Origin of the sequence: Sulfuricella sp. T08 (assembly GCF_000971475.1) — a bacterium.
Classification (GTDB): domain Bacteria; phylum Pseudomonadota; class Gammaproteobacteria; order Burkholderiales; family Sulfuricellaceae; genus Sulfuricella.
The window spans coordinates 68,668-82,058 of sequence record NZ_DF967563.1 but is presented as its reverse complement, the minus strand read 5'-3'; the positions used below and the strand labels follow the sequence as shown (position 1 = coordinate 82,058).

Genomic DNA, 13,391 nt, shown 5'->3' with positions numbered 1-13,391 from the left:
TTACTCCATCACTTTGATTAAATTGATTACCTCGGCTGCGTGACCACGCGGATTTACACCATAGAGCACGTGCCTGAGAATGCCGTGCTTGTCGATGATGAACGTGGAACGCAATATCCCCATTTTTTTCACGCCGTCTTTTTCCTTCTCCTGCCACACGCCATATTTCTCGCACACCTTACCTTCCTCATCCGCCAGCAGACGGACCGACAGGCCATGTTTATCGCGAAAGGCAGCATGGCTGAGACAGTCATCCCGGCTCACTCCAAGTACAACAGTGTCCAGCCGGGCAAACTCACTATCCAGATCGCTGAAATCTATGGCCTCGATGGTGCAGCCCGGCGTATCGTCTTTCGGATAAAAATACAGCACGGCATTCTTGCCCTTGTACGCGGAGAGTTTGACCATTTCCATATCCGCATCAGGCAAGCTGAATCCGGGGGCAGACTGTCCAACTTGCAACATAAAAACTCCTTCACGGCAGATCCACATTTTAAACGATTTCTCCCGGGTTGGAAGAGACATGCCATAATTAAACCCAGATTACTGGGGAGGATACCATGACAGAAAACCCGGAAAAACCCGTCTTGCTGCATAGGCAATTAAACAGCACGGTAGACTATACGGAAGCGCTCGATGTCCTGATTGAGATCGCTCGTCACCGCTTGCGCATTTTCGATTACAACCTAGAAGATGGCGGTTACACCACATTACGCCGCTACGAATTACTGCGCACCTTTCTGCTATCAAGTCGCAGCAATCGTCTGGAAATTGTACTGCATGACATCGACTATCTGACCCGCTTCTGCCCGCGCATACTCAGCCTGCTCAAGCAATTCAGCCACGCCATCACGATCCAGAAAACCACTCCACAAGCAAAAGGCATCTACGACCCCTTTGCCATCGCCGACGAAGCCTGCTTCTTGCATCGCTTCCATTATGACAACCCGCGTGCATTGCTCGCACTCAACGATATTGAAGGCAGCCATGTGCTGATCAAGCGTTTCGAAGAAATCCGGGCAGCTTCGGCACCGTCAATTACCGCAACAACGCTAGGACTATAAGCTTATTCAAGCCACAGATGATGCCATACACAAGACTTGCAAGAGCAACGAATCGGATGCAAATAACCCGCAAAATTAATTATTAGCAAGAATACATAACAAGATACTAGAATTATTTAACAAACCTGCTAAAATCGTGAAATCGGTTGGACATCGTTGATGTGGAAGCCGATTTGCATCAATGGTATTTAAATTGTATAAGTAGTATTTAGCCAAATTTTAAAATCAAGTTTTTATTAAGGAAATAATAAATGAAACACTCCATCCTGCTCGCTGCGCTGTTGGCCCTGACCTTGACCGCTTGCGGCAAAAAAGAAGAGGCTCCTGTTGCTCCTGCCGCTCCTGCTGTTGAAGCTCCTGCTCCTGCTCCTGCCGCTCCTGCTGTTGAAGCTCCTGCTCCTGCCGCTCCTGCTGCTGACGCTGCTGCCCCGGCCGCCGCTCCTGCTGCTGACGCTGCTGCTCCTGCTGCTCCAGCCAAGTAAGCTTCACGCTTCGGCGAAAAAAGCCGGCCTACGGGCCGGCTTTTTTCTTGTGCTTCTGCCGCTAAAGAATCTGGCGCCAACCAAACCCATCCAGTTGATCGGCCACCCCGATCCATTCCGGCTCACAATTTAATACACCGCTCAGCGCGGCGCGGGCAAGCTCCGGTGTATTGTTCTTTTCGCTAAGATGCGCCGCAATCAGGTGCTGCAACTTGCTGCTGTCCAGGCTCGCCAGCAACCTGGCCGCCATGCCGTTATCCAGATGGCCGAAACGGCCCGCAACCCGCTGCTTAAGCATGGGCGGATATAACCCTTCGCGCAGCATATCAGTATCATGATTGCATTCCAGCACCAGCGCATCACAGCCACTCAAAATGGCTTCGATATGTGGCGTGGATCCGCCAGTATCGGTCAGCACGCCCAATCTTTTGCTACCGCTGCTAAAGGCATACTGCACCGGCTCGCGAGCGTCATGGGGAACGGGGAAAGGCTGCACCTCGATTTCTTCTACCTGAAACGCGCTATGGCCATCAATCAGACGAATATCGGGTAATGTTTGCGCAAGGGTATGGTTTGTGAAAGTGCCGTGAGTCAGCCATACCGGCAACTCATACCGGCGCGCGAATCTGACTGCACCGCCGATATGATCGGTATGTTCGTGAGTGATGAGGAGACCGGTCAGGTCTTCCGGCTGTAAGTCGAGGCGCGACAGCCGGGCAACCGTTTCACGGATGCCGAAACCGCAGTCGAGAAGCAAGCGGGTTTGCTTGACCTCGACCACCAGTGCATTGCCCCGGCTGCCACTACCCAGAGAAGCGAAACGCATTGACGCGCCCTGCCGTATTATTTCAACTGTTCTAACAACAAGTTTAGAATTCTGGCCGCAGTCTCGGAGTTTTCGAGCGTACCGTCCTTATTCAAAATATTGACCGCACTACCCTCGCTCGTGGCGATAACCTGAATACGGTACTGCTCCAGCTTATCCTGGTTTTTGCCATCGCCCTTCCAGAAGGCCAGCTTGGACATGAAACCTTTTTCTTCCTTCTTGCCATCGATATCGGGGTCGACATAGCGAACGAAATACAGCCCCTTGGAGCGGTCGCGGTCAACTACGGTAAAGCCGACACGGTCAAGAGCCAATCCGACGCGACGCCAGGCGCGATCAAACGTATCGTATAGCGTTAGGCTACCGGCACCTTCCTGATTGCGCGTTACCTTGGCTCGCTCGCGCTTGCCCTCCGCCACCATCATGGACTGGGAACGCACCTCATCGACTCCGAAGCGCACCATCAAGCGGCGCAACATGTCGGCCTCGAGCTCCGGGTCGGCTGAGCGCGGCTGCCACACGGTCCGGTTACCGCCATCGCCACCTTCGATCACTTCATACATGCCACGATGGCTGATATAGATTTCAGTAGAACCTTGCTCTGCTCCGCGTTCCAGTCGGGTGCGAAATTTATCGCGTTCGGCGGTGGAATAAAGTCCATCCACGACTTTACTCAAAACGCTGCGAATCGCATCCTGAGGAATCTTGGCGCGGTTTTCAGCCCAGTCAGTTTCCATCACACCGGATTCAGGCACTTCCAGTTTTATGAGGAAACCATTTTCCTGCCAGAACTCCTTGACCACTGGCCATATCTGCTCAGGTGTAGCATTCACCACCAGCCAGCGCTGCGAGCCTGCACGTTCTACCCTGACCTTGTCCTGAGATGGAAGCAGGTTGGATGTCGTCGTCGCAGTCTGTGGATGGCCCGCCCTTTCCTGGTTGTATACCGAGAAGGTGGCACTGCCTTGCGGGCTGACATCGGGCACGGCAAAACGGTTATCCGCTGTCGGTGAAGTCAGGTCGGGAGGAATTTCCAGCGGTGGAAGCTTGCCTGCCGACTTGTAATCAATTTTTTTACTTTCCAGCAAGGACGTCGAGCTGCAACCCGCCATTAGCGCGACCACTGCTATCACCACAAATGAAGACAAGAATCTGTTATTCATAGACACCTTAAATAATTTATTGCAGCACGCCGGCTTGGCGCATGGTCTGCTTCAAAACTTCGTGATGAACAGCAGAGAGTGGGGTCAACGGCAGGCGAATGCCCTCGCCAATCAATCCCATCTGCGCCACCACCCATTTAACCGGAATCGGATTGGCTTCAACAAACAGCTTCTGATGCAAGCCTAACAATTTGTTATTGATGGCGCGCGCCGTAGCCAGATCACCCCTGAATGCCGCCTCGCACATTTCATGCATCAAACGGGGCGCCACGTTGCTGGTCACTGAGATTACGCCATGGCCGCCGAGCAGCATCAATGCCAAGCCACTGCCATCGTCACCGCTGTATATGGCGAAATCCTGCGGTGCGCGCATCAACAGGTCGCTGCCGCGCTCGATATTGCCGGTTGCATCCTTGATGCCAACAATATTGGGAATCTGCGCCAACCGCAACACCGTGTCGTTCAGCAAGTCGCACGCGGTGCGGCCTGGCACGTTATAAAGGATCTGCGGAATGTCCACCGCCTCAGCAATCGCCTTGAAGTGACGGTACAATCCTTCCTGAGTGGGCTTGTTATAGTACGGCGTAACCAACAAACAGTAGTCCGCACCGGCCACCTTGGCACATGTCGTCAGCTCGATCGCTTCGCTGGTTGAATTGGCGCCGGTTCCGGCAATCACCGGAATGCGCCCAGCCACCTGATCCACCACGGTGCGGATCAGCAGGCAATGCTCATCGAAATTCACCGTCGGGGATTCGCCCGTGGTGCCAACGACGACGATGCCGTCGGTCCCTTCTGCCAAGTGGAAATCCACCAGCGCACGCAAACGATCCAGATCCAGACTGCCATCATCGTACATCGGCGTAACGATCGCGACCAGACTGCCTTTAAGCATGAAATTTTTCCACAAAAGTCTGTAGTTTACCCGAATATCAGGTTACGCGAAATGCTCAATCCGCTTCGCGCTCAATCGAGCAGCACTGCTTCTCGACAGCACCGCCATTGGCAAGCAGAACCTGCCCGGTGACCGGGTTGGGACGAAAAACGGTACAGCCCTTCAGGCCCATGTCATAGGCTTTTTCATAAATCGAGCGAAATGAATCGAAGTCGAATTCAGCCGGCACATTGATGGTTTTCGAAATGGCGTTGTCGACATGAGCCTGAAGCGCCGCCTGCATAAGGATATGCGCCTCCGGCGCAATTTCACCGGCACGAACGAAGGCTGCAGGTAGCGAAGCATCCTCTCCATGTTGCAAGTGAAACAGTCGGCAGGCATAGTCGTCCACTCGCACCTCGCTAAAGCCGCCATCGGCCTCGCGGAGGCGCCGCGTGTATTCCCAATCAAAAATCGGTTCGAGTCCGCTGGAAACATTGTTCGCCAACAAGCTGATGGTTCCTGTCGGTGCGATAGCGGTCAGATGGCTGTTACGCAGGCCGTGACGCCTGATTCCCTGCACGATATCCTCGGGCAGGGAGCGAATAAATTCGCCTGCCAGGTATTGATCGGCCTGAAATGCCGGAAACGCCCCTTTTTCGCGCGCCAGTTCTATCGATGTCCGGTACGCACTGTGGCAGATCGCCTGCATCACCGTCTCGCCCAGCATAAAAGATTCCGGACTGCCATAGCGTATCCCAAGCATCACCAGGGCATCGGCCAAACCGGTAAGGCCGATCCCGACCCGCCGCGATGCGCGCGCGGTGTTCGCCTGCTTTTGCAGCGGGAAATGGGAAACGTCGTACACATTGTCAAGCAGACGCACGGCCGTTGCCACAGTAGCAGCGATTCCTTCCAGATCCAGATCACCATCAGCCATAAATGGACGCCGAACGAATTGCGTCAGGTTGATCGCGCCCAGATTGCAGGCACCATAGTGCGGCAGGGGGATTTCGCCGCAGGGGTTGGTGGCGCTGATCTGTTCGCAGTACCACAGGTTGTTCATGCGGTTGACACGATCAATAAATATCACACCGGGCTCGGCGTAATCATAGGTTGCCTGCATGATCTTGTCCCACAGCACCCGTGCTCCGACACGACGCAACACTTTGCAACGGCGCGGCGTGTTGCTGCCTGACCACGCCCGTTCCACCACCTCCCCGGTTGATTCACTCGCGGAGAGCGGAAACACCAGCGGCCAGTCGGCATTCTTCCGAACTGCGCGCATGAAATCGTCTGTTACCAGCACCGACAAATTGAAGTGCCGAAGCGCACCGGGATCGCGCTTGGCCGCAATGAAAATCTCGATATCCGGGTGGTCGCAGCGCAGCGTTGCCATCATCGCACCACGACGCGCACCGGTGGAAAGAATGGTGGCGCACATGCTATCCCAGATGCGCATGAACGAGACCGGCCCGGAAGCGGTTACTCCGACACTACGGGCTGGCTCGCCGCTCGGCCGCAGGGTAGAAAAATCATAGCCGACCCCACCTCCCTGCTGCATGGTCAGCGCGCCTTCCTTGAGCGCCTCGAAAATGCCGTCGAGCGCATCCTCGACTTCGCCCATGACGAAACAGTTGAACAGCGTGACCCGGTGAGAGGTGCCTGCTCCGGCGAGAATCCGCCCACCTGGCAGAAAGCTGAATCCCTCCAGAACCCGGTAGAACCGCCGCTCCCAGATTTCCTTATCCTGCTGCTCAACCCCGGCAAGCGCGCGGGCAACACGACGCCAGGTATCTTCAACTGTCAGGTCGATGATCTTGCCCGACTCGCGGTAACGATAGCGAATATCCCAGATGCGGAAAGAGATATCGGAAATGAAGGGCCCATCACTCATCGAGGACTCCCAAAAATGATAAAGGCGAGAACCGCACCCGCGGTTCTCGCCAATTTTAAAGGACTCAACGGCCGCAAACTATCTCTGGGAAGAGTACATCCGTTCCAGAAAGGTCTTTACATCCATAGCCGTCACATCCGCCGGCATACCGCCCGCATGCTGAGACTGATAATGGATCAGTTGTGCGGCAAGTTCCGCCGCCCTGCCTTGCAACAACGCAATTTCAGGGTTCCAGCCGGCACACATCACCTCTGAAGTATAGTCGCTCTCTGCTTTGACAGAGCACATATCCATAATCACTAACATGACCCACCTCCGTTTTCCCGCCTATTTGATTCCTGACATCTGTAATTGTTATATCGGGTATTTCAAGAATAAATAAAGGTGTAAATGAAAAATTATCTGGCGGCCTTTACCGCACAAATCCGCTGCACCACGGCACGGTTATTTCCTAAAACGCACAACTCCTCATAATCGTTGACTTCCAGCCGAGCTTTGACTTGTTCAAGCAATTCGCCTGACTTGAGGAGATAGTCCGTGTTACGCGGCCTGCCTAACCGTTGATTGCCTTCGGAAAAAGTTTCATAAATCAGAACCCCTCCCACCGCAAGCGCTTCGAACAGATGCAAAAACAAGGGGCGATACAAATAGTTGGTTACTACAATGCCATCTAACTCCCCTGCAGAATATGGCCATGGTTCGCCTTCAAGGTCAGCCTGGCGCGCCACAACACCCGGCAAAAAGGCCAATGCAGAGACATCACGATCCACCGCTTCGACCTTGAATCCTGCCTGAATCAGAAAGCGAGTGTGCCTGCCAGTTCCGCAAGCAACATCCAATACCCGACCTCCACTACGAATAAGTGGTGCGCACCGTACCACCCATTCGGAAGGCGCAGAAACAAAAAGTTGATCAGGATTCATCCAGGTGTTGCGGGATTAGCCAGACGCAAGACTTGCATCGCCATCTGCAGCGCGTCATGCAGCATGCGGTCAAGCAATGGTGCGAAATATGGCAAAGCAATGGCAAGCACGACAAATCCAGCTGCCAGCGTGATCGGAAACCCGACCGAGAACACATTGAGCTGAGGCGCGGCACGAGTCATGATGCCCAGCGCAAGGTTGGTGATCAACAAGGCTGCCATGATCGGCATGGAAAGCAGCAACCCGGCAAGAAATATCTCGCCGCCCCAGCCCGCCAGAGCGCGCCAACCGGCCGCGGAAAAAGGTTGTGGTGATACCGGTAACGCATTGAAGCTTTGCGCCAATAGCTCGATCATATACAAATGACCATTCAACGCCAGAAAGAACAATGTTGCGAGCAACCCGAGAAGCTGTGCCACCACGGGAGATTGGGCAGCATTTTGCGGATCGAAAAAAGTGGCGAAACCTAGACCCATCTGCATACCGGCAATATTTCCGGCCATTTCCACTGCGGTGAAGATGATGCGCATGGTGGTTCCAATCGCCACGCCAATCACGATTTGTTGCGCCAAAATCAGGAGACCGATCGCAGAACCCGGTTCCACCGCTGGCATGCTACCGAGAACAGGCGCCAGAACCAGAGTAAGGACAACGGACAGCCCAACTTTCAATCGCACAGGTACGCTGGGATTGCCTAGAATAGGCGCGCTACTAACCAAGGCAATAATACGGGAAAAAGGCCAGATGAATGCACCCAGCCAGGCGCTTAACTGGGCTGAGGTAACGCTAATCATCGCGGTAGAGCTAACCCACCAAACCTGGAATACTGATAAACAGGCGGCGGGTATAATCCATCAACAGAGTCAACATCCATGGCCCCGCCACTACCAGCATGACAAACATCACCAGCAGCTTGGGGATGAACGACAGGGTCATTTCATTGATCTGGGTGGCGGCCTGAAAGATGCTCACTACCAAGCCGACGGCCAGCGCGGAGAGAAGTAGCGGTGCCGACACCAGCAGGGTGATTTCCACCGCCTGCTGACCAATCGTGATCACGCTTTCCGGCGTCATGTGTAGAAGCTCTGTACCAGGGAACCGATGAGCAGATTCCAGCCGTCCACCAGCACGAACAGCATCAGTTTGAATGGCAATGAGATCACGACCGGTGACAGCATCATCATACCCATCGACATCAGCACGCTGGCCACCACCATATCAATGATCAGAAATGGAATAAACACCACGAAACCGATCTGGAATGCGGTTTTTAGCTCGCTGATGACATAGGCCGGAACCAGTATTTTCATCGGCACCGCTTCCGGGCCAGGCAAGGGGGCACTGTTGGAAAGTTTGACGAACAGCGCCAGATCATCCTGGCGCGTTTGCCGCAACATAAAGGCTTTCAAAGGGGCAGTACCCTTTTCCAGCGCCTGGTTAAAATCGATTTTTTGTTCCGAATAAGGTTGATAAGCCTCTGCATAAATCTTATCGAACACCGGCGCCATAACAAAGAAAGTCAAAAACAGGGAAAGGCCGATCAGAATCTGGTTGGGAGGAGCCTGCAGCGTGCCGATTGCCTGGCGCAGCAACGATAGCACGATGATGATACGGGTAAACGCCGTCATCATCAGCAACACCGCTGGCAGGAATGTCAGCGCTGTCATCATCAGCAGCGCCTGAATGCTGAGGGTATACGTCTGGGCACCACCTGGTCCTGGCGCGCTGGTGAAGGCTGGCAAACCCGGATCAGCCGCCATGGCCGTTAATGGCACCAGTACGCCCAGCACCAACAGCACTGCAGCAAACAATGATTTGGCTCCAAGCAGAAGCAGCCTTGTTCCATTACCCAAGTTTGCGCCCCTGCATTGCCTGTTTGAGCCATGTTGAAAAGCCGTGCTCTCCTCCTCCAGACGGCACCTCGGATGCCTGTGTCCCACCTTGCGGTTTAGCCAGTGTATGCAGGGAGTTCACCTGCCCCGGCGCAACCCCCAGCACCAGCCAGGTTTCGCCGATCTCCACCAGCACTAGACGCTCCTTGGGACCCAGTGCAACGCCTCCGATCACCCTAATGGCTCCACCTGCACCGATCTGTCCAGGGGAAAAACGTCTAAGTAGCCAGGCCGAGCCGGCTACTGCCGCCAGCACCAGCCCGAGACCTAACAGGACCTGCAACATACCACCTAATGAAACCGGGGAAACAATCGGTGCTGGAATAGCTGCCGGTGCTGCAAGGACAGCGAAAGACAGAAAAAACAGAGTAAGCCCAACGGAGAAACGCGCCACTGCCTCTTTCATCGGACTCATTTATGCAGTCTACGTATGCGTTCGGAGGGAGAAATAATATCAGTCAGGCGAATCCCGAACTTGTCGTTCACCACCACCACCTCACCCTGGGCAATCAGGCAACCGTTGACCAGCACGTCCATCGGTTCGCCCGCCAGACCATCCAACTCCACCACTGATCCCTGGGCCAGTTGCAACAGGCTGCGAATTGCCAGCTTGGTGCGTCCCAATTCGACCGTTAGGTTGACCGGGATATCCAAAATCATGTCGATGTTGTTGGGCGCTCCAGCAGGAATGCCGGATGGGGAAAGCTGATCAAACTGGGCCTTCGCCGCAGGTGGACTGCTTCCGGCAAACATCGCTGCGGCATCCTGCGTTGCAGAGGAGGCCTGCTCGGCTAGTGCCGCACCCCAATCATCTTCAGCGGGAGTGCCGGCCGCTGCATCCACGGTCGCCTGCTCGGCCATCGCAGCCGCCCAATCGTCCGTACCGGCTGAATCTCCAACGTTTTCGTCAGCCATGTTGGCCTCCGCGGCCGGATTCGTCATCTGCGCCTGCAATGATTTTGTTCACCTTGAGCGCGTACTGACCGTTGAGAACGCCATAATTGCATTCCAGTATTGGCACGCCATCTACTTCAGCGACAATTGCTTCGGGAATATCCAGGGAAATCACATCCCCCACTTTCATGTTCAGAATTTGTCCAAGATTAACCGGGGCCTCGCCCAAGTTCGCGACCAGATCCACCTCTGCTGACTGCATCTGTTTCGTCATCAGTTTTGCCCAGCGATGGTCCACCTCCATGCGCTCGCCCTGCATGCTGCTATACAGAATATCGCGAATCGGCTCGATCATAGCATAGGGCATGCAGATGTGAAAATCGCCACCGCCGGATCCCAACTCGATGTTGAACGTGGTAACCACCACCACTTCGCTGGGCGTGGCGATATTGGCAAACTGGGTGTTCATTTCTGAACGAATATATTCGAAGTCGACTTGGTAGACAGATTCCCAGGCTTTCTTGTATTCGGAAAAAACCACTTCCAGCATGCGTTGAATGATGCGCTGCTCTGTCGGCGTGAAATCACGGCCTTCCACGCGCATATGAAAGCGCCCGTCACCGCCGAACAGGTTGTCCACTACCAGAAACACCAGATTCGGATCAAAAATGAATAGCGACGTGCCGCGTAGCGGCTTGATGTGCACCATGTTCAGGTTGGTCGGCACAACCAGGTTGCGAACAAATTCGCTGTATTTGAGAACGCGCACCGGGCTAACGGAAATTTCAGCGGTGCGGCGCATAAAATTGAACAGCGCGATTCGGAACAATCGGGCAAAACGCTCATTGATAATCTCCAGGGTGGGCATGCGACCCCGGACGATTCGCTCCTGCTTGGCCAGATTGTAGGGGCGAACATCCCCCCCGCCCTCTTCGGCGACAACAGCATCCTCCTCCCCGGTTACACCCTTGAGTAAGGCATCAACTTCGTCCTGAGACAGTATGTCGTCTGCCACGTGCGCCCTTTAGGAATTACTACTACCTAACACCCTCATTACTGAATGACAAAGGATGTGAAAAACACACCTGTCACGCCCTTGCCACTAATCTTGGCATTGAGTGGTTTATTTACCTGCTCCTGAATTTCAGCACTAAGCTTCTGCTTGCCCTCCAAGCTGGCGATTTGCTCGGCACTCTTGCTCGAAAGCAGCAACAGCACGCCATTGCGAACTTCCGGCATGTGCAGCTTGACCAGTTCAACCACAACAGGATCAGTTACTTTCAAATCAATCCCGACCTGGAGATAGTGTTCACCACCCCCATCTGCCTGCAAATTAACGGTAAAGGTCTCTAGCGTCACAAAAACCGGCGGCTGTTGTTTTTCTTCCTTATGCTCGGCTGGCTTAGCATCTGACTGGGTGAAGTACCAAGCCGCGCCACCTCCCGCACCGCCCAGCACCAACAGGATACCGAGAATCGGGAACAACTTCCCCTTCTTCTTAGGTGGCTCATCCGCCACGACCTCTTCTTTTTTCGCCTTGTCCCTTGCCATGCCTAGTGTCCCTTTGCCCTGCTTGCCCTGCCACTTCAGTCGCCCATTCCAGTTAATTCCAAAAAAGACGGCTAAACAATATTAAAAACAACCAGTTTCAGATGATATTTTATGTTCTTTATAATATCAACTCAAATATAATGCAAGGACTACCGCAAGCCAAAACCAGTTGCTTTCCACTATTTTATCGCCAGAAAAAACAGAAAGCAGCTATCCCATTGAGATAGCTGCTTTATTTTAATCGAATGGTCGCGTATTGATTTCAGGCAAAAATATCAACCATGCCATCGCGTGCCAGTCCAGCAGGCCGCACCGGCGCACCCATCCGGGCCATAACATCCTCCGCTCCCAGTCCGCCGCGATTTCCCTCTTTGCCATTACCCTGATCAAACGCTTGCTGCTGGCTGAAAGATTCCGAGCCAACCGTCACATTGCCTAGCATAATACCGTTGTCAGCCAGCATTTCACGCAACCGTGGCAATGCCGTCTCGATTGCCTCACGCACAGCAGAATGTTGAGAAACGAACAAGGCACTAGCCTGGTCGTTGCTGATCGTTAAACGTACCTCGAGCGGCCCGAGATTGGGTGGATTAAGATGAAGTTCAGCAACTTGATGACTCTGGTTCGCCATCCACACAACTTTCTCGCCGACCGCACCACCCCATTCGGCTGAACCGACCCTAGGCGCGACCGGCAAAGCTGGTAAGGGCTCCGGATTATGGAAAGCAACGGCCGTCATGGCAGGATTCGCCGCAGTGGATAAGTAAGACGAATGAAGCTCCCCACCCACATTGCCTGCCGGTACCTCCACCAAGGCCGCCAACTTGTCGGCAAACCGCGGCTCCGGGGACATCGCTTGCGGCAAGTTTTTGCCGTTGGCGGCAATTCCTGCCGCCAACCGGATTTCGCCAGCCTTGGGCAACTGTATCAACGGCTTTTCCACGCCAGCTTCGACGGGACTTCCGGCCCCAATCCCTGTACGAGCGGGAGTTACCGGTACAAGCATTGAAGCAGTCAAGACAGACAAATCAACGGGAAGCACCGCCACCCCTGCATTCACAACAGACTCCGCGGTTTCGTTAGCCGCGACCAAGGAAAGCCCCGTATCCTCTTTTTGCTCAAGCAGTGAAGCAATCCCCTTCAACTGTTTGGTGAGAACCGCCCCGAAATTAATTCCCGGCGAGCCCCCCAGTCCATCCCCACCTTCCGTGGCAGTGGCAGTGGCGGCGGCTGACGTCTGACTGGTGCCAGAACTGGTTTGTGGAGATACAGCAGGAGTAATAGGTAATTGTGGCATCGGCCATCCTTTCGCAATCGCTTTAGGTTCAGCCGAATATAAAGCAAGACGCATACCACCATCAGGTGTCGGGGGGGTCAGTTGACTCTTCCTGCTTGAATTTATTGCCCGAAAGCTCGTCCTGCTCTCGCTGTTCGAGCTTGTCCTCACGCTTCCGCTCACTGCTCAGATGACGTTGCGACAACGTATCGAACGCCTTGAGTTTGCGCTGCTTCGCCTGCCATTCATGACGCCCATCTTCCCAGCGTTTTTTGCAGCGCGCCACTTCTTCTGCCTGCTGGCGAATGGCGACTTCGATTTTGCCTAAAAAAAGTTGAAAGTCCCTGAGCGAGCTCACCTGCATGCCCAGCTTGGTGGTCTGCAACAACTTTGCCCGGTAATCTTCACGATAAGCGGCCAACTGCCGGAACTTTTCCTCTGCCTCCTGCCACTTTACCTTAAGCGTATGCAGATCGCGCGCAGCAGCATCCGTATGATTCTGGGCAAGATCAAGAAGGGACTGGAGAGGAAATCGCCTCGGCATATCTA

Annotated in this window: 18 protein-coding genes; 2 read left to right on the top strand and 16 right to left on the bottom strand. The window is 54.1% G+C overall.

The genetic code is table 11. The features are described from left to right. Positions 1–465 carry a peroxiredoxin gene (locus SCT_RS14760; RefSeq protein WP_059424616.1) on the bottom strand — a complete coding sequence of 155 codons (465 nt, stop codon included), beginning with the start codon at positions 463–465 and terminating at the stop codon, positions 1–3. A 95-nt stretch (positions 466–560) separates the two neighbouring features. Here SCT_RS14760 and SCT_RS14755 point away from each other — a divergent pair, with 95 nt between their 5' ends. Together SCT_RS14755 and SCT_RS16870 are read left to right on the top strand one after the other, a co-directional pair. Continuing rightward, positions 561–1,064, top strand: coding sequence for a hypothetical protein (locus SCT_RS14755; RefSeq protein ID WP_059424472.1), 504 nt, complete (start codon positions 561–563; stop codon positions 1,062–1,064). 251 nt (positions 1,065–1,315) lie between these two features. Beyond that, complete coding sequence (locus SCT_RS16870; RefSeq protein ID WP_082098379.1) at positions 1,316–1,546, top strand: hypothetical protein; 231 nt, start codon at positions 1,316–1,318, stop codon at positions 1,544–1,546. A 61-nt stretch (positions 1,547–1,607) separates the two neighbouring features. On the opposite strand, the gene SCT_RS14745 is transcribed toward SCT_RS16870, so the two are convergent. The 15 genes from SCT_RS14745 to fliJ form a co-directional block, all read right to left on the bottom strand. Further along, the gene (locus SCT_RS14745) at positions 1,608–2,372 is read right to left on the bottom strand and encodes an MBL fold metallo-hydrolase (protein WP_059424469.1); all 765 of its coding nucleotides are present in this window, start codon (positions 2,370–2,372) and stop codon (positions 1,608–1,610) included. Positions 2,373–2,389: 17 nt separating this feature from the next. Continuing rightward, complete coding sequence (gene bamC, locus SCT_RS14740; RefSeq protein WP_059424467.1) at positions 2,390–3,535, bottom strand: outer membrane protein assembly factor BamC; 1,146 nt, start codon at positions 3,533–3,535, stop codon at positions 2,390–2,392. 16 nt (positions 3,536–3,551) lie between these two features. Next, positions 3,552–4,430, bottom strand: coding sequence for a 4-hydroxy-tetrahydrodipicolinate synthase (gene dapA / locus SCT_RS14735; protein WP_059424464.1), 879 nt, complete (start codon positions 4,428–4,430; stop codon positions 3,552–3,554). 55 nt (positions 4,431–4,485) lie between these two features. After that, positions 4,486–6,306 (bottom strand): adenosylcobalamin-dependent ribonucleoside-diphosphate reductase, encoded by a 1,821-nt coding sequence (locus SCT_RS14730; protein WP_059424462.1) that lies wholly within the window; start codon positions 6,304–6,306, stop codon positions 4,486–4,488. 78 nt (positions 6,307–6,384) lie between these two features. After that, positions 6,385–6,612 carry a hypothetical protein gene (locus SCT_RS14725; protein ID WP_059424461.1) on the bottom strand — a complete coding sequence of 76 codons (228 nt, stop codon included), beginning with the start codon at positions 6,610–6,612 and terminating at the stop codon, positions 6,385–6,387. Positions 6,613–6,704: 92 nt separating this feature from the next. Then, positions 6,705–7,229, bottom strand: coding sequence for a bifunctional 2-polyprenyl-6-hydroxyphenol methylase/3-demethylubiquinol 3-O-methyltransferase UbiG (locus SCT_RS14720; RefSeq protein WP_059424459.1), 525 nt, complete (start codon positions 7,227–7,229; stop codon positions 6,705–6,707). Then, entirely contained in the window at positions 7,226–8,023 is a 798-nt protein-coding gene (fliR, locus tag SCT_RS14715) for a flagellar biosynthetic protein FliR (protein ID WP_059424457.1), read from the bottom strand. The genes SCT_RS14720 and fliR overlap by 4 nt, the downstream gene beginning before the upstream one ends. Before the next feature lie 10 nt (positions 8,024–8,033). Next, complete coding sequence (fliQ, locus tag SCT_RS14710; RefSeq protein ID WP_059424454.1) at positions 8,034–8,303, bottom strand: flagellar biosynthesis protein FliQ; 270 nt, start codon at positions 8,301–8,303, stop codon at positions 8,034–8,036. Further along, positions 8,300–8,989: a flagellar type III secretion system pore protein FliP gene (gene fliP / locus SCT_RS14705; RefSeq protein ID WP_237759709.1), complete on the bottom strand. Its 690-nt coding sequence runs from the start codon at positions 8,987–8,989 to the stop codon at positions 8,300–8,302. The genes fliQ and fliP overlap by 4 nt, the downstream gene beginning before the upstream one ends. 85 nt (positions 8,990–9,074) lie before the next feature. Continuing rightward, entirely contained in the window at positions 9,075–9,536 is a 462-nt protein-coding gene (fliO, locus tag SCT_RS14700) for a flagellar biosynthetic protein FliO (RefSeq protein ID WP_059424452.1), read from the bottom strand. Continuing rightward, positions 9,533–10,036, bottom strand: coding sequence for a flagellar motor switch protein FliN (fliN, locus tag SCT_RS14695; protein WP_059424450.1), 504 nt, complete (start codon positions 10,034–10,036; stop codon positions 9,533–9,535). Before fliN ends, fliO begins: the two co-directional genes overlap by 4 nt. Further along, positions 10,029–11,030, bottom strand: coding sequence for a flagellar motor switch protein FliM (fliM, locus tag SCT_RS14690; protein ID WP_059424448.1), 1,002 nt, complete (start codon positions 11,028–11,030; stop codon positions 10,029–10,031). The genes fliN and fliM overlap by 8 nt, the downstream gene beginning before the upstream one ends. 38 nt (positions 11,031–11,068) lie before the next feature. Next, entirely contained in the window at positions 11,069–11,566 is a 498-nt protein-coding gene (gene fliL / locus SCT_RS14685; RefSeq protein WP_059424446.1) for a flagellar basal body-associated protein FliL, read from the bottom strand. A 262-nt stretch (positions 11,567–11,828) separates the two neighbouring features. Next, a complete protein-coding gene (locus SCT_RS14680) occupies positions 11,829–12,917 on the bottom strand; it encodes a flagellar hook-length control protein FliK (RefSeq protein ID WP_059424444.1) in 1,089 nt (362 codons plus the stop codon). 7 nt (positions 12,918–12,924) lie between these two features. Beyond that, positions 12,925–13,386, bottom strand: coding sequence for a flagellar export protein FliJ (gene fliJ, locus SCT_RS14675; RefSeq protein ID WP_059424442.1), 462 nt, complete (start codon positions 13,384–13,386; stop codon positions 12,925–12,927). Positions 13,387–13,391 lie beyond the last annotated feature (5 nt).

Coding starts and splice junctions, on each gene's coding strand:
- SCT_RS14760 (WP_059424616.1), bottom strand. CDS start 465: ATGTTGCAAGTTGGACAGTCTGCCCCCGGATTCAGCTTGCCTGATGCG.
- SCT_RS14755 (WP_059424472.1), top strand. CDS start 561: ATGACAGAAAACCCGGAAAAACCCGTCTTGCTGCATAGGCAATTAAAC.
- SCT_RS16870 (WP_082098379.1), top strand. CDS start 1,316: ATGAAACACTCCATCCTGCTCGCTGCGCTGTTGGCCCTGACCTTGACC.
- SCT_RS14745 (WP_059424469.1), bottom strand. CDS start 2,372: ATGCGTTTCGCTTCTCTGGGTAGTGGCAGCCGGGGCAATGCACTGGTG.
- bamC (WP_059424467.1), bottom strand. CDS start 3,535: ATGAATAACAGATTCTTGTCTTCATTTGTGGTGATAGCAGTGGTCGCG.
- dapA (WP_059424464.1), bottom strand. CDS start 4,430: ATGCTTAAAGGCAGTCTGGTCGCGATCGTTACGCCGATGTACGATGAT.
- SCT_RS14730 (WP_059424462.1), bottom strand. CDS start 6,306: ATGAGTGATGGGCCCTTCATTTCCGATATCTCTTTCCGCATCTGGGAT.
- SCT_RS14725 (WP_059424461.1), bottom strand. CDS start 6,612: ATGTTAGTGATTATGGATATGTGCTCTGTCAAAGCAGAGAGCGACTAT.
- SCT_RS14720 (WP_059424459.1), bottom strand. CDS start 7,229: ATGAATCCTGATCAACTTTTTGTTTCTGCGCCTTCCGAATGGGTGGTA.
- fliR (WP_059424457.1), bottom strand. CDS start 8,023: ATGATTAGCGTTACCTCAGCCCAGTTAAGCGCCTGGCTGGGTGCATTC.
- fliQ (WP_059424454.1), bottom strand. CDS start 8,303: ATGACGCCGGAAAGCGTGATCACGATTGGTCAGCAGGCGGTGGAAATC.
- fliP (WP_237759709.1), bottom strand. CDS start 8,989: ATGGCGGCTGATCCGGGTTTGCCAGCCTTCACCAGCGCGCCAGGACCA.
- fliO (WP_059424452.1), bottom strand. CDS start 9,536: ATGAGTCCGATGAAAGAGGCAGTGGCGCGTTTCTCCGTTGGGCTTACT.
- fliN (WP_059424450.1), bottom strand. CDS start 10,036: ATGGCTGACGAAAACGTTGGAGATTCAGCCGGTACGGACGATTGGGCG.
- fliL (WP_059424446.1), bottom strand. CDS start 11,566: ATGGCAAGGGACAAGGCGAAAAAAGAAGAGGTCGTGGCGGATGAGCCA.
- SCT_RS14680 (WP_059424444.1), bottom strand. CDS start 12,917: ATGCGTCTTGCTTTATATTCGGCTGAACCTAAAGCGATTGCGAAAGGA.
- fliJ (WP_059424442.1), bottom strand. CDS start 13,386: ATGCCGAGGCGATTTCCTCTCCAGTCCCTTCTTGATCTTGCCCAGAAT.